Source organism: Haladaptatus sp. R4, assembly GCF_001625445.1.
Taxonomy (GTDB): domain Archaea; phylum Halobacteriota; class Halobacteria; order Halobacteriales; family Haladaptataceae; genus Haladaptatus.
In genome coordinates this window covers 1-26,499 of record NZ_LWHG01000030.1, presented here as the reverse complement: position 1 = coordinate 26,499, position 26,499 = coordinate 1, and the positions used below count along the sequence as shown (strand labels likewise).

Genomic DNA, 26,499 nt, shown 5'->3' with positions numbered 1-26,499 from the left:
TCACAGATTGCAGTGATTCGTGACGGGTCCTATGTCAGCAGCACCCCGATCATTCGTACCGGAAAGTAGGAATATCTCTCGGCTGTTGATGCTCTGGCTTCACTACAGTGACGTCACAGGTAGCGGCAACCATCTTTACACCGAGTTAAAGAGTCGATTGAAAAACAGACTCATGGAAAGGACGATGGCTTCCGGCGTGAGGAAGCCGCCGATTGATTGCGATGCCCAACCGGTCTTCCAAAATGGGTCTCAAGAAAGACCAGGAGTCCGAAACCACCTCTGGGGATTGAAGGCGACGATCACACACTAGGAAACGATCCCATGGTGCTCGTCATCTTTTCCACCATAAGAAACCTGACTTCTCACTTACTGAAGGAGACTCCGAACAAACGATTCATATTGATTCGGAACTCGGTGCTTGAGTTGGCACTGGTTGGTTTCACCATCGATATTGACCAAATACGTTCGTCCTCGTGTACCTCCATACGCTCCCTGGAAGTCATAGACGAATCCGTAGAGGTTTCGCTCGTCGGACACTGCGTCGCTGTCGACGAGAAATTGAATCTGCTGATGGACATTGTATTCGACGAGTTGATTGATGACCTCAAGATCTGAAGTCTCAGTGTCGACACGGTCGGATTCAAGACCATCACTGACGATATCCACAAGTACTTCTAGTTCTTGGCTGATACCCGGTGATTCATCGACCTGTGTTCCACGTGCTATCTCATAGGCAGCAGTAATCGCACCACAGTCAGTGTGGCCGACAACCGCTCCGTTTTCGGAATCCGCTTTTTCGAGACCGTAGAGAAAATCACCGTCGACGACTCGTTCACCGTCCACGAGACTGATCACTTTATTGCCGATATTGCTCGGCTTAAACAAGAATCCTGCCTCAAGAGCTCCAAGAAACATGCCCTCTTGGGATACTCGCGAATCAGAGCAACAAACAGAGGTCACAGAAGGTGCTTGGCTGGTTTGGACATCGCTGAAATAGCCATCTGGCAATGCGTTTGTCCATACTTGGTTTCGCTGTAACAGACCAGTAAGGCCATCGCTGAAAGAGTGTTTGTTTACGGGTCTGCGGGAGGTAGTGTTCTGACTGGTTTGTCGTGTCGTTTTAGCTTCTGCTATCCCGGAACTTCCCAATCCTCCTAGCATCGCGAGACCCATTGCCCCCGACCGAACGAATCTCCGTCGTGTGGTCAAACGCTTATTCGTCCCTCTAGTGCCTCGCAGGTTGACGTCCGTCTCTGAGTCATCGTGCATTGGTTGCATTTTTGCAAACAGCCCATCAGAACTTAAAATATATTTTTAGATTAATTAATTAATATTGGAATGGTTCTTCTGGAATTGGATGATTTAGCTGCCATAATGGCACAGCAATGCGCACAGGCCGAACAGTTTTCCTTCGACGCCGAAGCCCCGGATGCATCGAAGTCATTAATGAGATCCACGAGAATTCCGCAGGCCACCAATACACCATTTCCATCGGCGACGTGACTGACGAACTGGTGGCCTGCACGTTCCCCGACCACGTCCACTGGAACGCTGTCTACAAACACATGGGTGCCGTTGAAAACGCAACCGACGACGGAACGTTCGAGGCCTTCCCGCCGGAGGACAACGAAGACGATGCTGAACAGACGACTGTGACTGTGACAGCTTCGACGGTTTCCACTGCTGGCCGTACGTGCGAACGGGACGAAAAGAACTACCGAACGAACGACTGCTCCCCCGACAATCACAGGTGGTAGTATACTCCATTGAGATAGTGAGATCCATGTTCGAGTACGGTGACGCTCACGGACCGCGCCGATCATCGAATATTCGCAGAAAGTACTACTGCAACGACCGAGAAACAGAAATCCTAGAACGGTGGGGAAATCAGTTTTGACCTGATAAGTACCGTTCCAACGGCTGTGCAGAACCCCAGTAGAAATCGAGGAGGTCGTTACCCCAACACCGAGCCTCCTCCGTCTCGGCGATAAATACTGTCTGGGCGTCGTAAGTCCCGTCCAACGTCGGTAGCGAAAGGAGAAGACAGTCGTCAGTAATGGTAACCGTAACTGAAACGTTTGCCACGCGTATTGTCTCCTTGGCCTCAAGTTGTGACGAGATGGTTTTCTGGATAACGTCGTCGAAAACGGCTTCGTCAAAAATGAGTCGCTCAATTTCACCAGTGGTGCCTGCATTGGCCAACTGCTCGTCGTACACCGGTGTAATGGCGCTGATTGTGTTCGAATTTACCAATCGTCGTTCGATTTCAGAGATAGCATTCGCTGGTCGCGTCTCAGTAGCCGTCACTACTTGTCCACCAGCAAGCTCTGAAAGACGAAGTCGGAAACGTGGCGGTATTGCTGTTACACCGTGGGTCCGCCAGAAGTCAGAATCAATCGCGAGTACAGACTCTGTTTGTTGGCAGTTGTCGATGAGTTTGGCGGCGACTTGCCCCAGTCCAGTTAACGACCAGTGGTCCGCTTGCGGGCTATGTATCAACCCTTGTTCCCGGAGGCGAGTTAGTGTGTTGTACACACCCGACTCGCTGGCGAGATCGGAGTCAAGCAGCGATTGAGTCGAAGTACAGTCGTTAGCGATCGCAATGAGAATAGACGTTCGTACATTAGATCGGAGTAAAGAATCGATCAATGACGAGTCAGTCATGGCCAGAGTCTTTTGTCCGATCTCATCATCTTTTCGCCTCGCGCAAATCTACGGCGCAGAACAATACAGTAGTATGTTCTATTTTCAACACAAATCTTATACTTCGATCCGTGTTATCGTATAACGAGCTTATGGTGAACAATGACTGATGTAAGTGCAGACGTTGCAGAATCGATCCTCGCTGCTGCTGAAGAGAAAGCGACAGAGATCGAGGTACCGATGTGTATCGCCGTCTTCGATGACGCGCTAATCTGGTTGCATTTCGTCGGATGGATGATGCTCTCTTAGCGAGCATTGATATCGCACAGAATAAGGCGTATTCGGCTGTGAGTCTGAAAATGCCAACCCACGAATTAGCAAATGCCAGTCAGCCGAACGAGTCTCTATTCGGGATTCATTCGACGAATGACGACCGTATCGTAATCTTTGGAGGTGGGTATCCCCTTCGTGTTGATGGCGATGTCGTCGGCGCTGTCGGAGTCAGTGGCGGTGCGGTTGAAGAAGACCGAACCGTTGCTGAAGCCGGTGTCGAAGCCTTCGAATCGTAGGTCTTCTACTCACGAATCCGCTTCAACGGAGTTCGTTTTGCTAATCGGGCGCTGTTCGCCCCAAGAAGCCTCGCTTGTGTAGTCGTTGGTGAAGACAAATCGAATATTGGTTGTTCTTCTGGCATCCGTTCATGTTGAAGAACGATTCGACTCGGATTTCCATCTCCAATCGCAATTCCGATGCCGAGTCGTGAATCCTCGGCGGCCATGTTTGCAACCATGAGAAGTTCGTCCCGCGGAATGCGCTCAACTTGCCAGGGAACCCCCTCTTCTTCGATACCGTATTCGACGAAATCGAGTACATCGCATCTCCCGCCATGATGGTACACCAGAATCTGTGGCCGCAGGGATGGGACAGTATTACTCATCAGTCGCCACCGTTTCGGTAATCGATGTCGAAAGCTCATCCGGGAGTTCGAAATCGAGGAACGAATTGCCATCGATATGCGACAGCACAAGTCCAGTGGCGACGGCATTTCTCGGGCCCTGTTCTTTACGGATATTACCACTGCCACAAACGATTCCGTATTCCGCTAAGGTATTCGAGATCATCTCGGGAATCTCGAAATCGAGCGCTGACCGGCCAACCATCACGACGAACGGTAAATGGCGGATATTTAATGACGGCGTTATTTGACGAAGCGCCCGTTTACTGTTCGTCACGAACACTTTTTCTTTCGCTTCTCTACGTGTCGCCCGAATCTCTTCTAGCGAATGGTCCGTATCGATCGGTTCCATTCCGTCGTCATCCTGTAATAGAACTACTTTTCCAAAGAGTTCGGGGTCGACAGCAGTTTCCAGGAAATCGACAGTGCCGTCCTCATGCCTGATACTGAAGAGTGTCTCCACTTTCGCAGCTGGATGCTTTTTAATCTCTTCAGCAGTTTTCCGATCCTCCAATCCGAGTTCAGAATCGATGAGCATCGTGACGAGGTCGCCTGCCCCAGCGAGGTGAATCGATTCGATCTCTTTGCGCTCGTTCATGTATGCTGCATCCGTGGAGCCACCTCCGATATCGAGGATTGCGATCGGGAAGTCCGTTCCCGGCGTCGTTAGTGATCCAAGCACTGCCATCGATGCCTCTATTCCTTGGATGTGGACGTCTACGGCGAGCTCTTCTGTTAGTTCTCCCGCGATCTGTTCCATCGGTAGTCGGTTCGTCTTGACCATGGAGGCGAGCGCGACAGCGTTTTCCATCCGATATTCGCCAGCGACTGCCCCTTTGACGGCCTGAGGAACGATCGTATCCACTGCGAGGATATCGCGGATCTGAATCGAGTCGGGGTCCTGATTTGTGATTTCACTCATTTCAGTCCGGGCTCGGTTAAGCATCCCTCCGATATTGGTGCCGGATTCACCGGTAACGTCCTCGAGCGGTCGTCGGTTACGGACCGTTTCCCGAATCACGTGTGCGCCATCCTCGGTATCGACGGTACTCTTTGACCCATCCTCACCGATTACAGTGAGTGACCCGGCTGGGATGCTCCGCTCTTCGACATCCCCTTCCGGTGTCTTGATGACGACTCCGGATTTGTTCCCGACCAATGCCCGTGCAACCGGGATGATCTTCTGTGTTTCTTCCGCTGATAACTCGAAGAGGGTCGCAATGCCATACGGATTCGAGAGGGTGTCGATCGTCTGTCCGGATGCTGCGACCTCGATGGCAGCGGGTTGACCGAGCGGTACTTCGTCGATCTCGGTTACCTCGTCTACGATCGGTATTTCGATCTCACAGCGGTTGGAAACGAGTACGGCGTCATCCTTCTGGAGGATTGCCCCTTGGATGTCGAATCCCTGCGCTACCCACTCGTTGATGATGGCCGCCGCATCGGCGAAATCGACCTCATTCGGGACCCGGAAAATGATATCTTCGTCTTTCGAATGAGCCCGTTGTGACTCCGTAATATCGACAATGGTTCCTGTTCCGATTCCAATGCCGCCAGGTGTCGATGGATCGTGGCCGATCATCGTCGATTCGGTGATGATCGTTTCGGTAATCGTCTCCATAGCAACATCGCCGATCACCGGTGCTGCTTCATTCAACAGGAGGAGATCAAGGTCGTCCACCGCTATTCCGGCGTTTTCGGCACCACGTTCCAATGCTCGTACGATCCCTGGCACGTTTTCGGTCGTCCCTTTGAGACCAGTCGTCCGAAAGAGACTGCTCGCGACGAACCGCTTTGATTCCTGATCGTGGCGAATAATTCCAACCTCGGTACTGGAATTTCCGATGTCGATTCCTGCGATGTAGTTCATGTGTAGTATCGTATTCTGTAGCGAAAGGGGGACGGACGACTGTAACCACTACCGTGTTGAGCCGTTAGTACAGTCCACGCGTTTCGTAGACTTCTGCCGCTTCACGGACGAGTTCTGCGTTGATCTGTGCGTCATATTCGTCCTCGAGTTCGTCAGCGATTTCCAACAATGTCTCTTTCTCGGCTCCACTCGGTCGAAGTGCGTTGTAGATCTCTAAGATGCGTTCGTCCGGTATCTCGGTCAACTCGGCCGCTCGTTGGAAGTTTTGTTTCATCTGCGAACGACCAGCAGATTCTGCGACCGTCGCCTGCTTTTCGAGTGTTTCTGCAGAAATGCGGATGTCTGCTGCGTCTACATCGCCGTCTGCCAAACTCTCAAGCGTCACATCTGACATCGTTTTTCCGGTCGGTGTTTCGACTTGGTCTGGATTCTTTCCGAGCGGGTACTCGCTTGGTTCGTCTGTAGTGTTGTTGTCGGACATGGATCGTTGTGGTAATTATTCGAAGTGAGCTTCGAGTTCGACTGGTTCTCGCGTCTCGTCGATCGATTTCGACTCTTTGATGTGGAGCACCGCAGCGAGTGCTTGGTATTTCGGCCTGGCCATCGGATCGTTCTCGACCGTGACAGGGGACGGATTCTCCCCTTTTGCGTACTTTGCTGCGTTCTTTCCGATAGCTCTGAATTTCTCGCGATCTAAAAGCGGTGCCTGCGGAAACAGTTCGAGATTGCTAAGCGGAAGCAAATCCGCTTGATGAATCAAGGCAGTTCCCTTCGACTGGATACCGACACTGATCCCCGACCCGCTCAACTTTGCGCCCCGATTCCCGAGATTACCTAAATCTGCGGTGTCGATGAACCGAACGAGTCGCGAATTGAGACCTTCCTCTTCGATTCCGGCCATCGTCTCACGAAGCACATCCGCAAGCGGAATGTCCACGATCGTCGAGGTTTGTGACTCGCCAAAGGCTGGACTGATTGCGATTACGACCTCGTCACTTTCACTTCCCGATTCGGCGTTCCCGTTCTCTTCGAGTCGAAGTTGCCGTCGACTGGTTTTGGTTTCAGTACTCATTGTCACAGTGGTCAGATCTCTTTCGGATCGAACGCATGCCGAATGTCTTTGATTTCCTCCCAACGCTCCTCGCTCATGCGATAGCCGGTTCCAGGGCCCTGATAGTCGTTTCTGTCGTTCACACCGCTCGTCACGTTGAATTCCCCATCGATGACCGCAGACGTGTGGAGGTAATCCCCGGAAATTCGCTGTTTGAGCATGTTCAACATGTTCTCCGCCAAGTCGTCGAAACCATGTTTGGCGAGGATTTCCACGATGTCCAGCCCAGTGATATCTCCGTCCATCAATTCTTCTGCGGCCTTCAAATCCGCGGCTTGGTCTCGATCCGGCATATCGTCGCTTCCATCTCCATACGTCGCGGCTTCGACTTCTTCGTCGGTGATTTGTGGGAAGCCCAATTCTCGGAATACGACTTGAATCGCGCGTGCGGCAGTATTCCGTACTGCAATCGCGTCTTCCTCCGCAATCGGTTTCAGTCCCCCGTCGACCTTGAGGTCGCGCTGTACAACGTTGTAGTCGTCATAGTCGTACGAGTCGAAGTTCGATCCCGCGAACATATCGTCGTAGTTCGGCATGGTGCTATAGCCGGAGAAGATGAGGTCCGTTCCGGCGACTAATTGTGGGAACGTCCGTGCCATCTGGCGTTTGTGCGAATGGGAGAACGTCTGGTCATTCCCTGATGCGACCTCTAAGTCGACCATGGTCGTAATCAGGTTCTCCGCAAGAACACCTCGAATCCCCGATGGCACGGCGGATGGGATTGCGATACAACTAATTCCACCGTTTTGCAGTCCTTGGACACCACATCCTTTGGTCACGAGAACACAGCGTGACTCCAGATACACCATCGATTTTCCCTCCGCTTGTCCCATATTCACTTCTGAACCGGAACCGGAGGTAAACCGCATCTTCAACCCACGAGAAGCATACCCCGAGGCGAGAAACGCTTTCGACCATGGAGTGTCATCACCGTCCTTGAAAACCGATTCCGTCCCATACACTGAGACGGTTTCAGCGTACGTCGTCAGGCCTTTCATCCCGAGTTCGAGTTCGGTCGCTTCCTCGACAGCACACTGAGTGAGTACTCCGCCGCGCCCAGCTTGGCTTCCGAGTTGTTGAGCGAGTGCGTTAAACGGTGCGTATCGAGCTACCCCGACCGTAGTTTCGATTTCGTCGAATCCTCGGAGAGCCGCCTCGGCAGCGTCAGCTGCGATTTGTACAGGATGATCTTTAACACTCGTGCAATGGCCTTGGTTGCCTGGCGTTTTTCGAGCACGCATTTTCTGCAATGCCATCATCATCTCCAGCGTGTTCATCTGGTTCACTACTTCAGCCAGTTTTGCTGGAGTCATTGCAGTCGTAAGCTCGATGATATCCTCACGCGGGATGTTGATATCAACGAGCCGCTGTGCAAACTCAACCGAATCGATAGCGAGTGCTTCCTCGGCTTTCTCCACGTTGATGGCATAGTCGGCGATGAAGAAGTCGATAAAATCGAACTCTTCTCGCTGCTTTCCATCCATCTCGACGATTTCGCCCTCTTCAACAGCCACACTCGGATCTGGATCGTTGGGACTGTCCATTGCGATTAGTCCCTCTTCTGGCCACTCTTTGGCAAACCCGTCTTGGTTTACCGGTTTTTCGTCGAGTGATTTGAACCGGTTCGATCTCTTATGCTGATTTGTGTCTGTATTCTGGACTTCACTATTCTCTCTCTCCTTCATAGTTTGAAACACCATACCATGCAATTCCTTCCCACATAGATTTTTCCTATTTTATCATTAAATAGTCCAAGATTGTTTGCAGAACAACAATTAGAGTAGAATTGTATTAATTAGTTTCGTAGTGATTTTTGTCCGTTTGTACCTACTCTGCTGCCGTCTTCTCCGAACCACAAGATGCGATGACTCGGACCGACTAGGTATCGTTCGAATCGATTGCACTACAGTTTTTGGACGATTTCTACGAGCCATAGACGTAAGGACTGAAGCTATGGCCTCCATGAGGTTCTGCGGTCAGATGGGCAACGCTACCACCGCGACCGAACACATCGTTCTCACCGGGGAGTCGAAAGTAGGTCTTGCTGTCGTCTTTAGTAATGAGTTCGAGTTAGTTCCTTAGTTCTACTTTGTGCAACAGGCGGTAGTGAGGCGGCAGGATTTCAACTAAGTCAGTCCGAGTTCACCGCCAGAATTAATCATAAGTAGAGCTTACAAAATACTGCTCATCTGCTAATAGAGTTGTTTAGTAGATGTCCTTTTCTCTACAGACAGCCTATTGGCGGCCATGAACGAGGGAGAAGCGGACGAGTCCATGGCAGAACGAATGGACGAGCCCCGAGTCAGATTCTGGTTTCTTCTTGATGGGGATCGATGGGCGATCACTAGTCTCTTGACTGTTAGCCTGTTCATCATCCTCGTCATCTCTGGAACGATCGGTCCCTCATCGTTCCGCTCGGTCATGAGCAGTACAAATCAAGTTGGAATCGCTTTTCAGGCGTTTATCGCGTCGCTCGTTACTGGTGTGACGCTCGTCGTCACAATCGGTCAATTAGTTCTCTCACAAGAACTCGGATCTCTAAAAACCAAACGAGAACGAATGGAGGACGCTGTTGATTTCCGCCGTGATGTTGACAGTATCTTCGGTACAATCGGGCCCCCAGATCCCGAGACCTTTCTCCGTAATCTGGTTCAGGAGAGCAAAGAACGCGCCGAGACCCTCGAACAGAACCTTACAGAAAATAGTAACAACGAGTTACGTGAACAAGTCGATGAATTCGTTAGCGCTCTCGTCGAGAACGCTAACGAGGTCGAAGACCAATTAGAGGACGCTGAATTCGGTGAGTTCAATCTGCTCCGTACCGCCATGAACTATAATCACTCGTGGAAGCTGTATGGTGCCCTGTGGCTCGAATCCGAGTATGAAGATAGTCTCGACGATGAGGAGCAACGTGCATTCGATGAGTTGATCGACGTGCTCATGATCTTCGGCCCGCTGCGAGAGCATTTCAAGTCGCTTTACTTCCAGTGGGAACTCGTGCGTCTCATTCGGTCGATCTTGATTACTGCATTTCCTGCATTGGCTGTCGCGATTGCAACACTACTCTTTCTGGCTCCGACCTCGTTTCCTGGCGTGACCTTCGGCGTCGCGAATATCATCTGGGTCGTTAGCGCATCATCAGCGATCACGATCATCCCATTTTTTGTGCTTACCTCGATTGTCCTGCGAATTGCAACCATTGCGAAGCGGACGAGTGCAATCGGACCATTCATCCTGCACGAATCGGACCGAGGTGATGATCTCGATTTAGAGATAGAAAACTAACTCTCGTATTCGCAAATCTCCAAACGTACAGATGACATGGTGGTACGTCTCCTTAATGTGAACCCTGATCGTAACTTTCGACTGTCTATTTAATCTTGGTATGGTCCGGATTCTCTTTGATGGCAATGCTCAGTTGGCCAACCTTCCGATTAGTTCAGAATTACCAAGAGAAAGCGGTTTGCATGTGATGGCACTATGGTGAGCTATGGTGGCTGCGTGGGCATGGTGAGAGCACGTCACGAAGATCGACCCAGACAAAGCACTCAGCGACGGGGATACCTACGCTAGCATTGCCGACACGGGCACCGATGCAATCATACTCGGTGGCACCACGAACGTCACAGAAGCACGCGTGCAACCAATTCTCGATACACTCTGTTCTACCGAGATTTCCATCTTCGTCGAGCCGACCTATCGCCCGTCGTCGTCTCACACCGAGACACCCTCTGGCTATCTGCTTTCGATTGTTCTGAATTCCTGAGCAGACGGGGGAGGTGATGCCGGATGGCCTTGCCTGGCTGGATGACGTTTTCACTATTACATCGGATGACGACCCGGAGACAGTCGCAGACAAAGTCAACAGCTACCGCAAGGATTACCCGCTCTTGAATCGGCTTGCGGGGACGAATGATGCCAATATCGAAAGTGGACACACGACCGGCAGTACCCAACCGTCACAGACGGTCAAGAACCTTGCACAGGCACACAATGACGGAAATCGGTGCTTGTTCTTTGCACGGGAAAACGTCGCCGAACAGGTGTACAATACAGTTGCTCACGCTCCGGTCTGCTGTCGGAGCAATCACAGCGTCGATGGTGAGCGACGGTTCTATACAGGAACGAATACACTCAGTATCGAGGGCAAGACGATCACCCGGCCAGGAAATCGTGAGAAGTTGAAGCCGCCGATCATCCCCGAGTACGAGATGAACGGGGATCTACGCGAGTGGGATGTTATTGTGGTGCCACCGGAGACAACGACACCGGATGGATCTTCGACTCTACCAAGACAACGACCAAACGCCTCTCACTAACCTCGTGACGACCAAGCAGGACAACAGTGACCCAGACCACCGAGGACAATCACCGACCGAAGCACAAACCAACGAATGAGACGAGGAAATCGAGATCACGTTCAACCGGTTTTAGAACATCCTCTATTGTTTCTGTCTCGCGAAATCCTCGACGATCTCGGCCATCCGGTTGAACTCTACTCGAAGCTCATTGAGTTCATCCACTTCTTCCCGAAGCGACTTCACTTCGTCGTGAAGCGTTTCCAGTTGCTCTTGTTGCTGGTTCACTTTCTGTTCTAAACTCTCAACGGTTTCAGCTGTGGTCGTACTCTCTGCAATCTCCTCGGCAGCGGCTGAGCCAGCGTCAGTGAGGTGATATTGATTGGCTAGTTCACCATTGTCAAGTCGCTCTGTTCCCTCCTGCACGATGAGCTCCCACTCTTCTAATACAGAGAGGTGGTGCCGGATACTTCCCGGTGGGACATCCCCGTAGGCACGAAGCTCACTGGTGTTGGCTGACCCACCGTGATAGCGAAGACCATCAAGCAACGTCCGACGATGGCCCCGAATCATCTCATCTTCTTCTCTAGTCTTTGAGGTTCCCATACGAACATAAACGAAGATAGCGCTAATAATTCTATTGGCGTTTAGGAGCATAAACGCGGATAATCCACCCCTCCCGATACATATAGCTGAAACACACCCCAAACAACAGCAAACAAATCAACTACCGGGAGAACCAACGTGTAAGAAAGAAGAAAACGAAAACCGACGGCAACATCCTTGCAGAAACACACTGGAAAACAACCGAGGAGCAACCAACCATACCTCCAACTGAAGAGAGACTGAGAATGAACTCAGCGACGAGACATGGGCACCCAAGATAAACGTAGCACGACGGGCACCCCACTGTGTGAGACTGATTGAGTGGGCACCCACAACTGTACTAAAGACTATGACACAATAGGGGAGAAGCGACAGGGACGACAGTTACGAAAGCCACTTAGATGACGACAATCAAATTTTTGAGAAGTAGATTGAAGTCCGCGCCAGAATGAGGCAGGGAGAACAGATGAAAAGTGGTGTATGGACAGTCCCCCGAAAGCGAGATTTCTGTAGACTGGTGTGTAGCGATTGGACGACAGTCCGCCAAGGCGAGATAATGAGAGAGGCGAGAGTGTGAGTACAGAGGGACGGTCCCCTCATGTAGAAACAGCAGCCACAGAACACAGAATACCGCGAGATGGGACAGTCCACAGTGCGAAAAGAAGACTGAAACCGAGGCCGACTTAGCTTTCTGAAGCTGGTGCTGACAACAGAAGGTGGAGTGACAGCCATACCGAGACCAGTAGACAGTCAATGAGAGCGAGACAGCGACGGACAGTGTAGAGGGAGCGAGAGGATAGCTGAAAACAAGGGATGAGCAGTACGATGAGGAGTTAGGCAGCATCGACAGCAAGGACGTGCAGCGTTACGAGAGGACGACAGCTACCAGGACGGAAAGACCTCGAGGAGCGGTCCATCCCAGAAACCGAGTGACGAAGTGCGAGACACAAAGGCTGTGAGACAGCACAGGACAGTCATCAAGAGCAACGAGTTCTGACAGTCCCTCTATCCGGACAAGACAAAGAAATCCGATGAGCGACGGTATGGGATGCCAGTGGATGTATTGGTTGGGATGCCCACTGGCTTCACGCAGATCTGGGTGCCAATAAGAGAGACACCGGGGTTACAATGAACGTACTGCCTGACTGTCCACCAGAGGTGAGGACAGCCTGGAGTGGGACAAATGGACTCTAGACTGTCCGTTCCCGACCAGCAGAATAGATGTTGGGAGTGTAACAGCCCGTGGGACTGTCATCCCGGTACCAGTGGGAGTTGACCGTATCCGGCGATAACCAGAGGACTGTCCAGCGTGCTACAACGAGTTTGAAGTGGACCAGTTGAGGCCACCGGACTGTCCTCTGTGAATCAGCAACCGGACTGTCAGTGCGAGTGAGTTAGTGGGACAGTCTGTGAAGGCAAGAGTGATTGTGGAGGGAGAGAGCGTCTACCAGCAGTGGGAAGCAGATTTACTCCGGAAATGTGGTGTGGTAATAGTGGACTGTCAAGCTGGCTGATGCTGGTTGTCTGTGATATTGATTTTCACTTGAAAGACGGCGTGGTTCACGTTGGGGTGGGCACCCTGTGTCTGCTGGCTGACTGTCCGCTTGGTAGGAGAGTTTGTGAAGGAGTGATGGGCTAGTGGGTTGGTGGTGCGTGGGTGGATACGGTTATCGAAGAGAGGACATTCAACTCAGTGAGATTGATCAAAAAGCGTGCTATATGATACCGATTGGCTCCTAAAATCTATTAGCACACCTTCCCTGAGCAGAGCGTATGGAGAACGCGTCATCGTCACAGTCAGAGCTATCGATACGAACGACACGTCCTGACACCGAGTCGATCACTGCTGCCGTGGTGACGGCAGTGACTGAAGCGAATGGCACGAAGCCTGCGACGCTCCTCTACGAGGTGATTGATCCTGATGCCCTCGAGGATCTCTATCAGCATGGCTCACCAGAGGTGAGCTTTGAGTATATTGGGTATCACGTTACGATTCATTCTGACCGGACGGTTTCTGTCTCTGCGATGGATACTTAGGGTGGTACTCTTGGGAGCCAGTGGTGAAATCAGCGGTATCTCATACAAAAATACACAGATCATACTGCTCCATGTTGCACTAAGCGGACGTAGGAGCAGATGTTGAGACTACATAGAAAGCGTAATTGTGTCTATTTTGTTCAGAGGGGGTCTCTCCGTCTGAGTAGAGCATTGCTTAATTGCAGTCTTGAGATCGTTCCAACCATCGTCCCATAACAAAAAGTAAGTAACCACCTAGTAACCCCACAATGGACGCCCACCATGGGAGGTCTCGAACAACAAAGTCAATCAGGGCTAGATCAGTAGTTCGGCCAGAAACAAAGAGAACCATCGATGAAACTCCTGTTGTGATGAAAATTTTAGATAGTATAGGAGTCATATTTCGGTTCATATAATTAGTTAGTTTTCTTTGACTTATTAGGAATTAGCTTAAGCTAAGATATAATACGAAAGCGCCGAACACGAGACACAGCCCGCCCATCATCTGGACTACCCGCCGAGCAATTCGACTATGCGTTGGATTATCTTCGGGATACCAGAATTTGTCTGGAGCGCTTGGATCTCGTATCATTGACGCGCCGAACACGACACAAATCAATCCAAAGACAAGTGCGACGACTGAAACCATAGTTCAGGGTGAATTAGAAGGTAAATAAAAATTGTGACTATTATGTGATACTAATCATAAAGAATGGTTCGACTCGGTAATAGTATGAGAAGCCATTTCAACACCTGCCGTAGTCGCTCCGGCGACCTTTCAGTCGTTCTTCGACCATTGTTATCTCAAATGGACATACTATAGCTCACCACCCCCAGTGCCAGCCTCCTTCGTAACTTGTCGAGTGCTCCAACTCAGCGTCGTCGTGGAAGAACGCTACAATCTACGCATAAACTGAAGCGAGTACCGGGATGCACCTACTGCCGCTTATACTGCCCAGCGGTAGTCAATCGCCTAAATCGGCCAGATTCGCGAAATAGAACTCACTGCCGCCGCACGTTCTACTTCAGTTATCGAATCAATCACTCATATTGAAACGCGTCGAAATCCCAGAACACAGACTACTTTCCCTACGATCCCGATTAATACCTGATATACGACCGCAGATTCTATGCCACTGATCGTACGACAACAGGCCCCGTGAAGAATGGTTCCCTATCTCTCAAATCATCCGTGTAATTGGTCGATCAAACCCCTAATCCGAGTTATTCGACCGTTTTGAATCCCTCACGCGGAGATCGTTTCAGCCAACGAGCTAAGAGTACCTGCTGATAGCGATCGTCTACTGGATCACTGCTTCAGCACACCCGTACATTGATTACATCGGCACACTAAGTACAGCGTATGCCCGTTCGTATCGAGGAGTTCGAAGCCGGGGACCTCCCAAGTGGCCCAAGCGTGCCCGAACAGATACTTGGCTATCTCTATACAAATCGGGACAGAGCGTTCTCCCGGTCGGAAATCGCTACCAGTATCGATGCGGATCCGAACACAGTTGGGACAGCCCTCTCACGGTTGAAACAGCGTGAACTCGTCCGACACAGAGGAGAGTACTGGGCGATAACGAACGATCTTGATCGGGTTGCAGACGCGTACGCTCTCCACACGATCACGGAACGGCTCAATCAAGACGAAGGAGCAATCGAACCTGAAGAGTGGGACGCAGTCGCTCCGGACGAACCGCACCCAAGTGAGCGAGACGAATAGATGCAACCGGAACGTGGCGATGTGGTTCGAAGTTCAGACCCGTTCAAACTGGGCGAAGATAGCCAACGACCGTGGCTCATCGTCAACAACGAATCGCATCCGTTCGGTGACGAGCAGTACGTGGCTGTCGCTCTCTCGACGAAAGAGTACGGTGATTCGATTCCCTTAGAGCCAGCTGTCTGGAAAACAGGTGGTGTACCGTACGAATCGTTCGTCTCTCCATGGGCAGTCCACTCCCCTCGTATCGAAGATCTGGTGGCGTGGCAGGGTCGAGTTACGAAGGACTTTGTCGATCACGTCGTGGATTCACTGGAGACGTATCTTCGATGACGGTAACTGTGCACATAGATTTCATTGAAGGTCCCGGGGGAGTTCCACTTCCGCTTATGGATTTAGGCGATAGTAGTTAATTTGTGTTTACCGCAGTTGCGTATTCTACGTAGGAGTTTGTCCGGGGGAGCTCACTGAAGTCACATACAACATCGCCGATATCCAAGTCTGTGACGGCTTCACATCATTTCAGTTCTACGTCCATGTCGGGCTACTCCAAGGCCAACTGCTAACACCACCACGATGCTTACGTGGTATGCAATATCCGGGACAGTACGTGGGCCAATGCCAATGACGATCGTGAAGATTCCGACAAGCGTTCCCAGTAATGCGAATGCTTGGACGATTATGGCGGTTGTGAACATCGAACGTGAACGAAGCCAGGTTCTTATTAAGCCACTGAGCAGAACCATCCCGATTATACTCTCGGCAATCATCGCTTCGTGATGTTCATAGCCACTGATAAGCATCCCTGCATGAATTGTGGCGGCAAGAAAAAACGATACAGCCTCAACCCCTAGCAATACGCGCATGAGTCGTCTCATCGGGATTCCCTCGCTACTTCGGACTTTGTTACGAAATCGTGTCTCTCTGTAATTCGACTCATTTTTTGATACTTCAGCCGCAGGTGATTTCATACCTTAGAGGACGATAGCAGCCACGAAGACTATTTACTCGAACATGTTCGAACGAACTTGAGGGTATAACGATCCGTCTATAGAGGTGATGGCTCCAACGCCATGCTTGAACCGGTCCACCTGCTGTGGTATCGAATACACAAAGGCAGAACAGGGTACAGAGAGCAGGCGATCCATAGAACGAGGTCCGCCTCGCTTTGTCGTCTTCGGGTTCGGTGTCATTCTTGGGCTCGTCGCTGCGAGCAAATTAGCAGCAAATTCAGGAGAGCGGTAATTCTATGCCCGAAATTAACGATAACGAAGTTGGAGCAACCCTCATCAATGTCTTCAAGATTGATCCGGATAATCAGCAACCAATCATCGACGAGATCCAAGAGAACGTCGAATCAATGGGTGACCTCCCAGGGTTTGTCTCGTTCAGCCTCCACCGCAGTCTCGGCGGCGAACGCATCGTGAATTACGTCCTGTTCGAAAGCCAAGAGGCATTTGGGGCGATTCGTGACTCGTGCGATTGGGAAGAACAAATGAGTGACGTAATGGCTACCGCTGAACCGGATCGACGTTTCTATGAAGTAGTGCTCACACACGAGTCGTCGAAGTAGTTTCACCGTGCACTCGATTGGTAACCGTGCTGCACTCTTGATGACCCCTTGATAGTTTTCTCATACGTTATTGAATAGACAGCACTCTTGCGGTTGCAGCTGCCTCGGGAACGAACCTCCAGTTCCAAACACGGAGGAGGGATGAGACATCTCAGAGGGATAAGGTCAGCTTTCGGGCTGTATTCTATCAATAACTATACCTCGACGCGTCAACTTCTCACGGGCCATGCCGACTTCCAGAAATGAGGCCGAATCTTCGCGATCGCTAACAGGGGAGGCCGCCGAGCGCGACTTGTTCGCCTTCGAGATGATGTCGTTCAACGGGTTCTTCGAGCGATCGAACCGCGAGATCGACTGGCACCACGTGGACGACGAGTTCAACACGTTCTCCGTCGAGCAACTGGACGAAATCGGGGTACTCCTCTTCGGTCGTGTCACCTACGAGCTAATGGCGAACTACTGGCCGGAGGCGACGACAACTCCCGCGTCGCCGAGCGCATGAACAGCCTCCCCAAAGTCGTCGTCTCGACGACGCTAGAGGAAGCGGATTGGAACAACACGAGAGTCGTTTCGGAGGACATTGTCGAGGAGATTTCGGAGCTCAAACGCCAATCCGGCGACGACCTCGCGATTTTCGGCAGCTCAAAGCTCACGGTTTCAATGCTCGAGGCGGGACTGGTCGACGAGCTCCGAATAATCGTGAATCCGATTTTGCTGGGCGATGGGCACTCGCTGTTCGCAGGACTGGCCGACGATTTCGAATTGCGGCTGCTCGACACGAAGACGTTCGGGAATGGAAACGTCCTGCATCGATACCGTCCAGTGTACGGCGGTGACGATCGCGAGCGTTGATCGTCGACGAAAAACGATATTCTCCGTTCTGGGCTCTGTCGAACCCCTCATTCGAGGACATATTCGGCGTGCGAGATACAGTGCAAGGGCACACCAACGCCCCGACCCGAGTGAGCGTAAGGAGAGCCTGGGACCGGCCCCCGCCTTAGCAGATGGGACCGGTCTAAGGTCGCGACGAAACCTCCCGCCAGCGACGCCTATTTGCGCACCCCTCACCTAGTTTATTCGGACTATGGCAATCAAGCGAATGGACAACGTCCTCATCGTGGTCGAGGATCTCGAACCTGCGAAGGAGTTTTTCGCGGAGCTCGGCCTGCAGCTGGAGGATGAGACGCGCGTCGAGGGAGAGTGGGCGGGCCGCGTCGTAGGGCTCGAGAACGTCCAGAGCGACATCGCCATGATGCGGACGCCCGATGGTCACAGCCGCGTCGAGCTCTCGGAGTTCATCACCCCCGAGGCCACCCGTGACGGGTCCGAGGAACCGGCGGTGAACACCCTGGGAATCCGCCGTATCATGTTCACCGTTGACGACATCGACGAAGTCCTCGACCGCCTCCGCTCCCACGAAGCCGAACTCGTAGGCGAAGTCGCCCAGTACGAAGACGTGTACCGCCTCTGCTTCGTGCGCGGCCCCGAAGGTATCATCGTCGGGTTGGCCGAGGAACTCGACGAAGCCTAGCAGGTCGTGCTCAGTCGTCGGTGTCTTGTCTTTGCGTTCTCGGTCGTATCGGCACACTGAGTCAGCGTTCGCTGGGCACCATCGGACAACCTTGTTTGGCGTGACAGAACTGAAAAAGGTAGACGAGGTTAGCAGCAGTCAGTGAGTGCGCCCTTCCGGGTGGCTTCCGCGCTACAGTTCTCACACGTCCAGTATCTGTGATCGACAGCGCCATACGTGTCGTAGCCAGTGTACGGGCCACTAATCCACTCGTCGTCCGAAGGGAAGGCGTCAAGCGTCCCGTCGTCGATGGAGACGGTGTACTGGTGGCCTGCGTGGTTCTCGTGACTCTCTCGTTGGTGACTTCGATGAGTCGAGACATTGTACACACTCACCTCTTCAGGTAAGTAATCCACCTCTCCGCTTTCACAGGGGATCCCTTCGTTTTCTGTTACTTCAATAACGACAATGTTCACGTAAAACAATCCAAATGATAAATTTATACTAATATCCATGGATTTATAATGGATAGGTTTGAACCGAGATAGCATGGTCCACGTAAACGTCCCTCTAGTGTTAGGCGGACAAGGTCCGCTTGTCTCATTGCTCGTCGGTGTTATCGCCGTCGTATTTCTCCTCGTCGTGCTCGACCTTCCAGCATTCGTCGGACTCGTCATCGCGACGTTCGTCGTCGGGACAGTCTCGCCACAAGTCCCGTTGGGCGATGTGGTAAGTAAAACGGCCACCGGATTCGGTGACGGGATGGCTGGGATTGGAATCCCGATCCTGATGGCAGCGATCATCGGGAAGGCGATGACAGAGAGCGGTGCGGCCGACCGCATCGTGCGCGCATTCGGTACGCTGAGTAATGGAAAAACCGAGATTTCTCTGTTCGGCAGTAGTTTCGTGATGGCGATTCCTGTGTTTTTCGACAACGTCTTTTACTTGCTTGCGCCCCTCGCGCGGTCCGCTCGGTCACGGACAGGCGGGAATTACACGCTTTACATAGTGGTTCTCGCCGCCGGTGGGGTGGTGACACACGGGTTTATCCCGCCGACACCAGGACCATTGCTTGCAGTCGATAATATCGGAGCTAATCTCGGGACCACGATGCTGATCGGCGTGGTCGTCGGACTCCCGACTGCACTTGTGTCGGGATTGGCTTACGGTCATTGGATCAACCGCCGGTTGAATATCCCGCTTCGGGACGCGATGGGGACGACGGTCACGGAAATCGAGGAAGTGGCCACGACACCGATAGACCAGCTTCCCGGTCTGTTCGAGGCACTTTTGCCGATCATTCTCGCCGTTGGACTCGTGGGCGCGGCCACTACCGTCGATACGTTATTCTCCGATAACACGCTTGCTTCCGCTGTGACGGGATACGTGGGCGACCCGAACTTTGCCCTAACCGCCGCTGCGATGGCGGCGGCATTCACGTACTACCGTATCAGTGACATAGGCCAGTCGGTGTTCTCAGACGAGTTGACAGACGCCCTCAAAAGCGGCGGCAACATCGCCGCGATCACCGCCGCCGGAGGCGCTTTCGGAGTTATGTTGCAGGCAGCGGGTGCCGGCGATTACATTGCCGGGGGACTCAAGGGCGTTGGATTCGGGCTACTCGTGACGGCGTGGATCATCGCCGCCGGAGTGCGCGTCGTTCAGGGATCCGCGACCGTTGCTATCGTGACTACGTCCGGAATCATGGCCCCGTTCGCCAGTCAACTCTCCGTCAACCCTGCGTACCTCGTAATGGCGATTGGTGCCGGTGCCTCAATCTTTTCATGGTATAACGACAGCGGCTTTTGGATCGTCAAAGAGATCGGTGGTCTCACACAAAAAGAGACACTCAAGACGTGGACGGTGGTCACCACCTTGGTCGGCGTCGTCGGTCTCATTACCACGCTGATTGCCTCACGAATAATCCCGCTCGCCTGAGGAGGAATCTGTTTAGTCGATTCGTTCCCTTCTGTTCAACTCTGTTTTCTGTGCTCTCGGTAGCCGTAGTGTTGTGGAATCTACCCCTTGCGACGAGGTGGTCAAGCACCTCAACGATAGTGTCGTCTCAGCTGAACGCACCCACCTTCGTTACGACGGGAGTTCTATCCGCCTTCCCATTCCGAACAGGTCGACGGGTACATTGACGTCGATCTACTCCCCGCGAAAGGCGATTCTGCCTGCATCGAGATTGTCGATCATATTTTTCGAGATAGACCCGCCGGTGAGGAAAAACCGATGGACTTCCGGTTTCCTAGACCCGGACAGTGGTAGCGCTGAGGTCCAGTTGACGCGCTCTCGAGCCAGGGGTCCGGAGACACCCATCCGACTCGCCACGACGTTGGTTGCTTGTACTTGCGCTCGGTTAAGCCAACCGCGCGCAATCGTCGGTTTGTCTGTGCGGTCGGTCGTCTCCACGCACTCGGTCAGCGTTCGCTGGGTACCATTGGACAGCGTTGTTTGGCGTGATATAAATGAAAAGGGATATGGGGTTAGTCCGGCAGTTCTTTGCGACCCGTCCGCACGCATGGCCAGCACGGGAAGTCACCGAAGCCGTCACAGTCGCAGTTGTCTGGTTCAGCATCGTCGTCCTCTGATGGGAATGCGTCAAGCGTCCCGTCATCCGTCGCAGTTTCGACGGCGGCCATGTGTTTGCAAGGCGTTGCGGTGAGCGTGGTTCGGACACGTACAGGCTATCAATTCCTCGGTCACGTCGTCGATGGAAACTGTGTACTGGTGGGTGGGGTTCTCGTGACTCTCGTTAGTGACTTCGATGAGTCCAAGGGCATCCACGTCGAAGGCAAATTGTTCGGCCTGTGCGCGTTTCTGTGCCGTCTCAATCCGATCAGCTAACAAAGCGGATCATCCTTGCATCGTCCAGCGTCGCTTATTAGACTTCCCTTCGTCACGGGCAGACCGTAGCACGGTGACAAGCCCATCAAACTTGCGTGTGATCACTTGACTGAAACTCAGAGCCGTAAAACGACGAAGCAACGACTGCTGTTGGTCACCGAGAAAGAGATGGCCACAATCATACTGCTGAGCAGTGGTAAGCAAGGAATCAGTTTCTCGGCCAACCATTCCAACAGCGGTATAGTCAATGCCAAATGCCACGAGTGCTTGTCGCCCACGCTTGAGGGCGTGTTGACGGCATGATTCTTCGGCTTGGCAAATAGTGTATGTTGGAAGATGGTCAATCTGAGCGTGCGCTTGCTGTCGCTCCATAAACTCATTCGGAGCCATTGTGTTCACCAGTACGAGCTTGCCACCCGTGCCTGTGACGTACGTTCCTGCTTCACGAATAAGACACTGATCGATCTCGCTACCAGTGAGATGGACCAATACATTTCGTGCCCGATCATCGATCGCTGCTGTGTCGTCAAATGCTTCGGCAGGAGCTTTCGCACGTGATTTATCCATATACGATTATCACGTGAAAGTGCTATAATCGTGATCCATCCCCGGAGTGAAAGTGATTTTTCCACCGTTCAGAAGTCGGGATTTCCGGTGGTTGAGTGGGTTTTCGAGTCACTTTCACCACCGGTTATCGGCGCGTTTGTTGCAGAGTGGCAACACTAGTGGAAAAGGTGAACGAAATGAGGTGGACAGTCTCTCCGTAGACAGCAGAATCGAGTAGAGCGACAAGAAAATTTCTCACAGGAGATACGAGCGCTCTGTGAAACAGATAAAGGATGCTTACTGCTGACTAAGCAATCGTACGGCATCGGACATCGCATTCACCCGTGCGGCATGCTCGTATGACTCTTCGCGGATGCCATTGGTCACATAAGCAAATCCGATACTGTGTTCTGGATCTCCCCAACCAAAGATACTTCCAAGTCCGGCGTGGCCAAACATTCGTTCGGTGCTTACAGTTCCGAACATATCATTAGCTAAGCCGCCCGTCCAGAAGCCAAGCGCATAGCGAACTGGTCGCGAAAGCGTCCCGTCGGATTCGGTCTCAGCGTGGGTTTGAGTCGCTATTTCTACAGTATCTGTGCTCAAAATCCGGTTTCCAGTAAGCTCACCTCCGTTCGCGATACAAGCGTAGAATCGTGCCATATCCCGTGCTGTTCCGATACCATTTGCAGCTGGGATTACTGCCCGATGAACGGCCTCCTGATTGAACGCTTCTGCTGACTCACTAGCTGGTATCCCTAGCCCTTCTCCCGGGTCACGGCACCGGTCAAGCACTTCGAAGCCAGTTAGCGTAGCGACAGTATCCTCTTCATCCTCGTTGAGTCCGAGGCTGGTATCGTTCATATCCAGGGGCTCAAACACGTTTTGAGCGATATACTCATCGACGTGTTGCCCGCTGATTCGGTGAATGAGTTCACCAACCAACCAGCCATAGTTGAATGTATGATACGCTGGTTGTTCACCAGGATCGAAAATCGGGTCGATGTCTTCCATTGCTTGAACAACCGCATCCCAGTCTCCCCACTTATCGGCTCGCTCGTCGAATTCCCCGTACGGAATTCCAGCGGTGTGGCTCAACACGTGTCGGAGAGTAATCTCGGCTTTTTGACTCCCTTCGTCCGCGAATTCTGGCCAGTGATCAACGACTGGATCGTCGTAATTCGCATTGCCTTGCTCAACGAGTTGGTGCAGTCCAACACCGACGTATGGCTTCGTGCATGAAAACACGATGTGAGGTGTTTCTGACGTTGTTGGTTTGCCACCGGGACCAGTTAGACCACCAGCAAAATCAATCGCAAGTTCCCCGTCCATGTAGACCGCTAGTTGTGCCCCGTGATGAAGGCCGACGTCAAGTTGCCGGTTAAACGCTGCATGGAGTTTTTGCTTTTGTCCATCAGTGAAGTGTGACATAGTAACTAGTCCCATTGCTGAAGGTTAATGCTATTGGGAGAGTGAACTCGGGCTTGGGTACACGTACTACATACTGCAGTAAAGACGAAAGAGGGAGAATGTGCGATACTTCCGGCCAGCATACAGAGGACATCACTGACGACGATATTCTTCGAGTGATTCGTGCGTCCGAGGTTCCTGCCGTGACCGCCCGGTGAGTGGCGGATACGGTCGAGATGGAACGGCGGCCAGTGTACCAGCGGCTCGAAGAGCTACATGAACAGAGTGCGTTAGAACGTGGGAAATTGAGCCCGTGGGTGGTTATCTGGTGGGTTCCCAAAGAAAAGTGGCAATAGGTACCTCAGTTGGCGATTGTCGGCTTCGCACATCTATAGTTTCAGCTTAATTTCGAACTGATTGTGTAGAGCTGTCGTCTCTTACGTTATTATACGTAATTAGTCGAAGGAAAGAGAATAGCAGCGTTTTCGTGCATCAGTAAATGAGAAGCGTGAGTTGACAAGATCGTGGTCTTCGAGTTGGGTGAGTGCGTAGCGAACTGTGCGTGCTGGGAGTAAGGTTTTATCGGCGAGTTCACCCTGTGTGAGCGCATCGTCGTTGTATTCGAGTGTCTTTGCGACTAGTTTTGCACTTGGTGGAAGTTCGGACAGCACGTCAGTCGGTGGTTTTGTTTGTGAATCGTCTGTATCATCGGGAGCTTGTACACGTTGTTGCATTGGATACCAAATGTGGGTAGTGGGTGAAGACACTGCTGATATGGCAGTGACATCTGTCGGATTGAAACTGATCTCCTCCAGCGATGGTTTTGGTTGAACCACCCAAAGAAGAGTTCACCCGATCTGTCGGGTGGCACCCGACAGTACATTCCAGTTTTACGTTCTGGTTTCTTACCCAAACATTCAGTTCCTCTTATTATAATTGAATGGTATGTTAAAGATACATTTACGGGAGGGGGAACGGATAAGGCACATCAAACCAGTAGCGGTGCTCCTCGGACTCATTATGGTCGGGGGAGTGGGCATCGCACCCGTGGCGGCATCGTCTTCTCAATGGGCAAGTTCGTCCGTGAGTCAACACCAGGGCATTGATCAAGTGAACATCAACCACCAGTCGCACAATTACGGGTTACTCCGACAGAGCGACCTCGAGCTAATGATGTTGATTCCTACTAAACGTTGACAAAGGATTTAACAAACGATACCACTTGGTTCAGCTATGGTAGAGATACTCTTTCTCATTGGACTTACTGTCGCAATTTTCGTGGGCTTCAATGTTGGTGGTTCGAATACGGGAGTTGCTTTCGGTCCCGCAGTTGGTAGCCAAACGATCTCAAAGGTTGGTGCTGCATCTCTCATGAGTATCTGTGCTCTTATTGGCGGATGGACAGTTGGTCGCAATGTCATCAATACAATGGGTGGTGAAATTGTTCCGAGTCGATTTTTCACTCTGGAAGCGAGTATTGCAATTCTCTTTTTTATCGGATTGGCGTTGTTCCTTTCAAATATTGTTGGTGTCCCTGCCTCGACCTCAATGACTGGAGTTGGCACAATTGCTGGTCTCGGCCTTGCAACTGATGCACTGAACGTGGGAGTGATGGGGCGAATTGTTTCATGGTGGCTTGTCTCTCCGGTGATTGCCTTTTGGGTGAGTGCTATTATTGGTCGATACTGGTACCCTACCCTTCTCGATTGGTTTGCGATTACACAGACCAAAGGTACACTGCTTCAGATTGATCGCTCGGGGGGGATTGCCCGGCCGACACTCGGTCCAAATACAACTATGCGAGAATTCATTGGTACCTTGTTGGTTATCATCGTTGGCTGTTATACTGCATTCTCAGCAGGGGCATCGAATATGGCGAACGCAATTGCTCCACTCGTCGGCAGCGGTGCCATTGAAATGAACTATGGTATTTTGATAGCGGGGACTGCTATTGCAGTCGGTGCGTTTACCATTGCTCGACGAACTCTCGATACGATGGGAAGTGAACTCACTGATATGCCTCTACTTGCAGCATTGATCGTCGCACTTGTGAGTTCCACACTTATCACTGTCCTTTCAGAACTCGGGATTCCTGCTAGCATCGTTATTGTTTCTACGATGAGTATTGTCGGTCTTGGATGGGGCCGTGCCACTCGCGTAAAGGAGTATACTCGTCGCTCTACAATGATCGAAGAAGGTCCACTGGGAATCACTGGTGGCGCACTTGCTGTAGATTCAGCGGACACGCCAACAATAAAGAAAACCAAACCAGAAGAGAACCACCATTCCTCTACGAGTGAAGTAGAGAGGAATCAACACCCCGATATTAATTCGCTTTATGAACCGTGGACTACTGCACGGGTTATTGCCATGCAAAATATTGTTCCAGGGATTTCAACAGTCTCTGCGTACCTGTTGTTCGAATTCGTTCCTCTATTCGGTTAGTCTGGTTTTCGCATTTATCAGACAAATTTGTAGATAATATCTTTCATAATGAGTCACAGTGGCCCGAGGTATCGAGAGTATCCGTCCAGCGGGTGAACGTTACGCTGTGATCCGTGGTGCCCAACTCGTGGTACTGCCATGCGTGAATGAGTTCGTGGCAGACAGTCGCACTGAATTGCTCCCGGCCGTGGTGTTCGTAGGCCGTCCAGGTCAACGAAATCGTGATCGCCTCTGTTGTCGGGTCGTACTTCGTCACACCTACTTGTCGTTGCGCTCGATGTGAGACTTCCCAGTCGATGGTTTCGACCGGCAGCTCTGGGAAGTATTCGGCGGCGACAGTCGTTGCGTGCTGTCGTGCTCGGTCGAGGAAGTCGGTGTCTCCGGTGTATCGTCGGTCGTTGCATTCGCACTTTCCGTCAGCGTTTGCTGGTCGGTGATATCCGAGAACGTCAATTGGCGTGTCATGGCTAAAAAACTGAAGCGGGCTGCCGAGTGGTGTCCACTCACGTTTGCGTACTATGAGAAGAAGATGAAGGGTCGGAAGAACCAATTGGCACCATAGAAAATTTATTATAGATTAATCAATTATTACTCTATCCAAACTGGCTATTTTATACCATCCTCTGCCAAAGTCCCAGCCTTTGAGAGTAGCCTGAACACGAACTCTTCTAACGGTTGTGCCTGACCACTAGACAATTCAGGTGGTCGAAAATTCTTGAACAACACCTGGAAGACCAGGAATTGCAGTGGTGACATGACCACTTCTGCGTGCCTGACCAGGTTTAATGACAATGCTATCTGCCACTAACCCAAATGCCCCAACAGAAGCCTTAATATTACCATTGCTGTTCAGACACACTTGTACGTCAAGAAATTTAACACCAGTACCGTAACAACGGTTGGCACTAGCCATTGCACTCATACCACTCTCTAAACTACTTTC

30 protein-coding genes and 1 pseudogene are annotated in these 26,499 nt (G+C 51.8%); 15 read left to right on the top strand and 16 right to left on the bottom strand.

Annotation, left to right across the window (positions count from 1 at the left end):
* Positions 1-366: 366 nt before the first annotated feature.
* Positions 367-1,008, bottom strand: a complete 642-nt coding sequence (locus A4G99_RS24580) for a carbonic anhydrase (protein ID WP_223302048.1) — start codon at positions 1,006-1,008, stop codon at positions 367-369.
* A gap of 491 nt (positions 1,009-1,499) precedes the next feature.
* On the opposite strand from A4G99_RS24580, the gene A4G99_RS26155 reads away from it, so the two are divergent.
* Positions 1,500-1,757 (top strand): hypothetical protein, encoded by a 258-nt coding sequence (locus A4G99_RS26155; protein WP_066147423.1) that lies wholly within the window; start codon positions 1,500-1,502, stop codon positions 1,755-1,757.
* Between the two features lie 130 nt (positions 1,758-1,887).
* Here the strand turns inward: A4G99_RS26155 and A4G99_RS19695 are convergent, their stop codons facing one another.
* Positions 1,888-2,664, bottom strand: a complete 777-nt coding sequence (locus tag A4G99_RS19695; protein WP_066147421.1) for a winged helix-turn-helix domain-containing protein — start codon at positions 2,662-2,664, stop codon at positions 1,888-1,890.
* Positions 2,665-2,805: 141 nt separating this feature from the next.
* On the opposite strand from A4G99_RS19695, the gene A4G99_RS29515 reads away from it, so the two are divergent.
* Positions 2,806-2,952: a hypothetical protein gene (locus tag A4G99_RS29515; RefSeq protein WP_342764524.1), complete on the top strand. Its 147-nt coding sequence runs from the start codon at positions 2,806-2,808 to the stop codon at positions 2,950-2,952.
* On the top strand, positions 2,934-3,212 hold the full coding sequence (locus A4G99_RS19690) for a heme-binding protein (protein ID WP_342764523.1): 279 nt from the start codon (positions 2,934-2,936) through the stop codon (positions 3,210-3,212). The genes A4G99_RS29515 and A4G99_RS19690 overlap by 19 nt, the downstream gene beginning before the upstream one ends.
* Positions 3,213-3,217: 5 nt before the next feature.
* Here A4G99_RS19690 and A4G99_RS24570 read toward each other — a convergent pair whose 3' ends face one another.
* The 5 genes from A4G99_RS24570 to A4G99_RS19670 all read right to left on the bottom strand — a co-directional run bounded on the left by A4G99_RS24570 (position 3,218) and on the right by A4G99_RS19670 (position 8,264).
* The gene (locus A4G99_RS24570) at positions 3,218-3,580 is read right to left on the bottom strand and encodes a glycerol dehydratase reactivase beta/small subunit family protein (RefSeq protein ID WP_190303825.1); all 363 of its coding nucleotides are present in this window, start codon (positions 3,578-3,580) and stop codon (positions 3,218-3,220) included.
* Positions 3,573-5,468, bottom strand: coding sequence for a diol dehydratase reactivase subunit alpha (locus A4G99_RS19685; protein ID WP_066147420.1), 1,896 nt, complete (start codon positions 5,466-5,468; stop codon positions 3,573-3,575). Before A4G99_RS19685 ends, A4G99_RS24570 begins: the two co-directional genes overlap by 8 nt.
* 64 nt (positions 5,469-5,532) lie before the next feature.
* Positions 5,533-5,949 carry a diol dehydratase small subunit gene (locus A4G99_RS19680; protein WP_066147418.1) on the bottom strand — a complete coding sequence of 139 codons (417 nt, stop codon included), beginning with the start codon at positions 5,947-5,949 and terminating at the stop codon, positions 5,533-5,535.
* A gap of 15 nt (positions 5,950-5,964) precedes the next feature.
* On the bottom strand, positions 5,965-6,540 hold the full coding sequence (locus A4G99_RS19675; protein ID WP_066147417.1) for a propanediol/glycerol family dehydratase medium subunit: 576 nt from the start codon (positions 6,538-6,540) through the stop codon (positions 5,965-5,967).
* Between the two features lie 11 nt (positions 6,541-6,551).
* Positions 6,552-8,264 (bottom strand): propanediol/glycerol family dehydratase large subunit, encoded by a 1,713-nt coding sequence (locus A4G99_RS19670; protein WP_066147416.1) that lies wholly within the window; start codon positions 8,262-8,264, stop codon positions 6,552-6,554.
* Positions 8,265-8,826: 562 nt separating this feature from the next.
* Here A4G99_RS19670 and A4G99_RS19665 point away from each other — a divergent pair.
* The 3 genes and pseudogenes from A4G99_RS19665 to A4G99_RS19660 all read left to right on the top strand — a co-directional run bounded on the left by A4G99_RS19665 (position 8,827) and on the right by A4G99_RS19660 (position 10,898).
* Complete coding sequence (locus tag A4G99_RS19665) at positions 8,827-9,864, top strand: hypothetical protein (RefSeq protein WP_066147415.1); 1,038 nt, start codon at positions 8,827-8,829, stop codon at positions 9,862-9,864.
* Between the two features lie 241 nt (positions 9,865-10,105).
* Positions 10,106-10,345: pseudogene (locus A4G99_RS24565) on the top strand (geranylgeranylglyceryl/heptaprenylglyceryl phosphate synthase); the annotation flags it as partial.
* Positions 10,346-10,361: 16 nt separating this feature from the next.
* On the top strand, positions 10,362-10,898 hold the full coding sequence (locus tag A4G99_RS19660; RefSeq protein WP_066147412.1) for a hypothetical protein: 537 nt from the start codon (positions 10,362-10,364) through the stop codon (positions 10,896-10,898).
* A gap of 123 nt (positions 10,899-11,021) precedes the next feature.
* On the opposite strand, the gene A4G99_RS19655 is transcribed toward A4G99_RS19660, so the two are convergent.
* Positions 11,022-11,483, bottom strand: coding sequence for a hypothetical protein (locus A4G99_RS19655; RefSeq protein ID WP_150123171.1), 462 nt, complete (start codon positions 11,481-11,483; stop codon positions 11,022-11,024).
* Between the two features lie 1,773 nt (positions 11,484-13,256).
* Here A4G99_RS19655 and A4G99_RS19650 point away from each other — a divergent pair.
* The 3 genes from A4G99_RS19650 (at position 13,257) to A4G99_RS19640 (ending at position 15,555) form a co-directional block, all read left to right on the top strand.
* Positions 13,257-13,520 carry a HalOD1 output domain-containing protein gene (locus A4G99_RS19650; protein WP_190303824.1) on the top strand — a complete coding sequence of 88 codons (264 nt, stop codon included), beginning with the start codon at positions 13,257-13,259 and terminating at the stop codon, positions 13,518-13,520.
* Between the two features lie 1,342 nt (positions 13,521-14,862).
* Positions 14,863-15,225 carry a hypothetical protein gene (locus A4G99_RS19645; RefSeq protein ID WP_066147406.1) on the top strand — a complete coding sequence of 121 codons (363 nt, stop codon included), beginning with the start codon at positions 14,863-14,865 and terminating at the stop codon, positions 15,223-15,225.
* Positions 15,226-15,555, top strand: coding sequence for a hypothetical protein (locus A4G99_RS19640; RefSeq protein ID WP_066147402.1), 330 nt, complete (start codon positions 15,226-15,228; stop codon positions 15,553-15,555).
* Between the two features lie 179 nt (positions 15,556-15,734).
* On the opposite strand, the gene A4G99_RS19635 is transcribed toward A4G99_RS19640, so the two are convergent.
* Entirely contained in the window at positions 15,735-16,100 is a 366-nt protein-coding gene (locus tag A4G99_RS19635) for a hypothetical protein (RefSeq protein ID WP_066147401.1), read from the bottom strand.
* Positions 16,101-16,471: 371 nt separating this feature from the next.
* On the opposite strand from A4G99_RS19635, the gene A4G99_RS19630 reads away from it, so the two are divergent.
* The 4 genes from A4G99_RS19630 (at position 16,472) to A4G99_RS19620 (ending at position 18,326) form a co-directional block, all read left to right on the top strand.
* Positions 16,472-16,795 (top strand): antibiotic biosynthesis monooxygenase family protein, encoded by a 324-nt coding sequence (locus A4G99_RS19630; RefSeq protein WP_066147400.1) that lies wholly within the window; start codon positions 16,472-16,474, stop codon positions 16,793-16,795.
* A 226-nt stretch (positions 16,796-17,021) separates the two neighbouring features.
* On the top strand, positions 17,022-17,297 hold the full coding sequence (locus A4G99_RS27765) for a hypothetical protein (RefSeq protein ID WP_223302047.1): 276 nt from the start codon (positions 17,022-17,024) through the stop codon (positions 17,295-17,297).
* Positions 17,294-17,647 (top strand): dihydrofolate reductase family protein, encoded by a 354-nt coding sequence (locus A4G99_RS27760; RefSeq protein ID WP_223302046.1) that lies wholly within the window; start codon positions 17,294-17,296, stop codon positions 17,645-17,647. Before A4G99_RS27765 ends, A4G99_RS27760 begins: the two co-directional genes overlap by 4 nt.
* A 232-nt stretch (positions 17,648-17,879) precedes the next feature.
* Positions 17,880-18,326 (top strand): VOC family protein, encoded by a 447-nt coding sequence (locus A4G99_RS19620; RefSeq protein WP_066147399.1) that lies wholly within the window; start codon positions 17,880-17,882, stop codon positions 18,324-18,326.
* 128 nt (positions 18,327-18,454) lie between these two features.
* On the opposite strand, the gene A4G99_RS25350 is transcribed toward A4G99_RS19620, so the two are convergent.
* A complete protein-coding gene (locus tag A4G99_RS25350) occupies positions 18,455-18,700 on the bottom strand; it encodes a hypothetical protein (protein WP_150123170.1) in 246 nt (81 codons plus the stop codon).
* Between the two features lie 154 nt (positions 18,701-18,854).
* Between A4G99_RS25350 and A4G99_RS19610 the strand changes: the two genes are divergently transcribed.
* Positions 18,855-20,243, top strand: a complete 1,389-nt coding sequence (locus tag A4G99_RS19610; protein WP_066147393.1) for a GntP family permease — start codon at positions 18,855-18,857, stop codon at positions 20,241-20,243.
* A gap of 678 nt (positions 20,244-20,921) precedes the next feature.
* On the opposite strand, the gene A4G99_RS26150 is transcribed toward A4G99_RS19610, so the two are convergent.
* The 4 genes from A4G99_RS26150 to A4G99_RS24560 form a co-directional block, all read right to left on the bottom strand.
* Positions 20,922-21,158, bottom strand: a complete 237-nt coding sequence (locus tag A4G99_RS26150; protein ID WP_190303823.1) for a hypothetical protein — start codon at positions 21,156-21,158, stop codon at positions 20,922-20,924.
* A gap of 6 nt (positions 21,159-21,164) precedes the next feature.
* The gene (locus A4G99_RS19600) at positions 21,165-21,722 is read right to left on the bottom strand and encodes a universal stress protein (RefSeq protein ID WP_066147388.1); all 558 of its coding nucleotides are present in this window, start codon (positions 21,720-21,722) and stop codon (positions 21,165-21,167) included.
* Between the two features lie 276 nt (positions 21,723-21,998).
* Positions 21,999-23,132: a serine hydrolase gene (locus A4G99_RS19595; protein ID WP_066147725.1), complete on the bottom strand. Its 1,134-nt coding sequence runs from the start codon at positions 23,130-23,132 to the stop codon at positions 21,999-22,001.
* A 434-nt stretch (positions 23,133-23,566) separates the two neighbouring features.
* Positions 23,567-23,845 (bottom strand): winged helix-turn-helix domain-containing protein, encoded by a 279-nt coding sequence (locus A4G99_RS24560; protein ID WP_223302045.1) that lies wholly within the window; start codon positions 23,843-23,845, stop codon positions 23,567-23,569.
* A gap of 499 nt (positions 23,846-24,344) precedes the next feature.
* On the opposite strand from A4G99_RS24560, the gene A4G99_RS19585 reads away from it, so the two are divergent.
* Positions 24,345-25,556, top strand: coding sequence for an inorganic phosphate transporter (locus tag A4G99_RS19585; protein ID WP_066147385.1), 1,212 nt, complete (start codon positions 24,345-24,347; stop codon positions 25,554-25,556).
* 43 nt (positions 25,557-25,599) lie between these two features.
* Here the strand turns inward: A4G99_RS19585 and A4G99_RS29970 are convergent, their stop codons facing one another.
* Both A4G99_RS29970 and A4G99_RS27750 read right to left on the bottom strand, forming a co-directional pair.
* Entirely contained in the window at positions 25,600-26,106 is a 507-nt protein-coding gene (locus tag A4G99_RS29970) for a SprT-like domain-containing protein (RefSeq protein ID WP_394337472.1), read from the bottom strand.
* Positions 26,107-26,253: 147 nt separating this feature from the next.
* The coding region (locus A4G99_RS27750; protein ID WP_223302044.1) for a hypothetical protein at positions 26,254-26,499 on the bottom strand (246 nt) is incomplete at its 5' end.

Bases quoted from the DNA above. Each gene is read 5' to 3' on its own strand.
- A4G99_RS19695 (WP_066147421.1), bottom strand. From the start codon at position 2,664: ATGACTGACTCGTCATTGATCGATTCTTTACTCCGATCTAATGTACGA.
- A4G99_RS29515 (WP_342764524.1), top strand. From the start codon at position 2,806: ATGACTGATGTAAGTGCAGACGTTGCAGAATCGATCCTCGCTGCTGCT.
- A4G99_RS19690 (WP_342764523.1), top strand. From the start codon at position 2,934: ATGGATGATGCTCTCTTAGCGAGCATTGATATCGCACAGAATAAGGCG.
- A4G99_RS24570 (WP_190303825.1), bottom strand. From the start codon at position 3,580: ATGAGTAATACTGTCCCATCCCTGCGGCCACAGATTCTGGTGTACCAT.
- A4G99_RS19685 (WP_066147420.1), bottom strand. From the start codon at position 5,468: ATGAACTACATCGCAGGAATCGACATCGGAAATTCCAGTACCGAGGTT.
- A4G99_RS19680 (WP_066147418.1), bottom strand. From the start codon at position 5,949: ATGTCCGACAACAACACTACAGACGAACCAAGCGAGTACCCGCTCGGA.
- A4G99_RS19675 (WP_066147417.1), bottom strand. From the start codon at position 6,540: ATGAGTACTGAAACCAAAACCAGTCGACGGCAACTTCGACTCGAAGAG.
- A4G99_RS19670 (WP_066147416.1), bottom strand. From the start codon at position 8,264: ATGAAGGAGAGAGAGAATAGTGAAGTCCAGAATACAGACACAAATCAG.
- A4G99_RS19665 (WP_066147415.1), top strand. From the start codon at position 8,827: ATGAACGAGGGAGAAGCGGACGAGTCCATGGCAGAACGAATGGACGAG.
- A4G99_RS19660 (WP_066147412.1), top strand. From the start codon at position 10,362: ATGCCGGATGGCCTTGCCTGGCTGGATGACGTTTTCACTATTACATCG.
- A4G99_RS19655 (WP_150123171.1), bottom strand. From the start codon at position 11,483: ATGGGAACCTCAAAGACTAGAGAAGAAGATGAGATGATTCGGGGCCAT.
- A4G99_RS19650 (WP_190303824.1), top strand. From the start codon at position 13,257: ATGGAGAACGCGTCATCGTCACAGTCAGAGCTATCGATACGAACGACA.
- A4G99_RS19645 (WP_066147406.1), top strand. From the start codon at position 14,863: ATGCCCGTTCGTATCGAGGAGTTCGAAGCCGGGGACCTCCCAAGTGGC.
- A4G99_RS19640 (WP_066147402.1), top strand. From the start codon at position 15,226: ATGCAACCGGAACGTGGCGATGTGGTTCGAAGTTCAGACCCGTTCAAA.
- A4G99_RS19635 (WP_066147401.1), bottom strand. From the start codon at position 16,100: ATGAGACGACTCATGCGCGTATTGCTAGGGGTTGAGGCTGTATCGTTT.
- A4G99_RS19630 (WP_066147400.1), top strand. From the start codon at position 16,472: ATGCCCGAAATTAACGATAACGAAGTTGGAGCAACCCTCATCAATGTC.
- A4G99_RS27765 (WP_223302047.1), top strand. From the start codon at position 17,022: ATGCCGACTTCCAGAAATGAGGCCGAATCTTCGCGATCGCTAACAGGG.
- A4G99_RS27760 (WP_223302046.1), top strand. From the start codon at position 17,294: ATGAACAGCCTCCCCAAAGTCGTCGTCTCGACGACGCTAGAGGAAGCG.
- A4G99_RS19620 (WP_066147399.1), top strand. From the start codon at position 17,880: ATGGCAATCAAGCGAATGGACAACGTCCTCATCGTGGTCGAGGATCTC.
- A4G99_RS19610 (WP_066147393.1), top strand. From the start codon at position 18,855: ATGGTCCACGTAAACGTCCCTCTAGTGTTAGGCGGACAAGGTCCGCTT.
- A4G99_RS19600 (WP_066147388.1), bottom strand. From the start codon at position 21,722: ATGGATAAATCACGTGCGAAAGCTCCTGCCGAAGCATTTGACGACACA.
- A4G99_RS19595 (WP_066147725.1), bottom strand. From the start codon at position 23,132: ATGTCACACTTCACTGATGGACAAAAGCAAAAACTCCATGCAGCGTTT.
- A4G99_RS24560 (WP_223302045.1), bottom strand. From the start codon at position 23,845: ATGCAACAACGTGTACAAGCTCCCGATGATACAGACGATTCACAAACA.
- A4G99_RS19585 (WP_066147385.1), top strand. From the start codon at position 24,345: ATGGTAGAGATACTCTTTCTCATTGGACTTACTGTCGCAATTTTCGTG.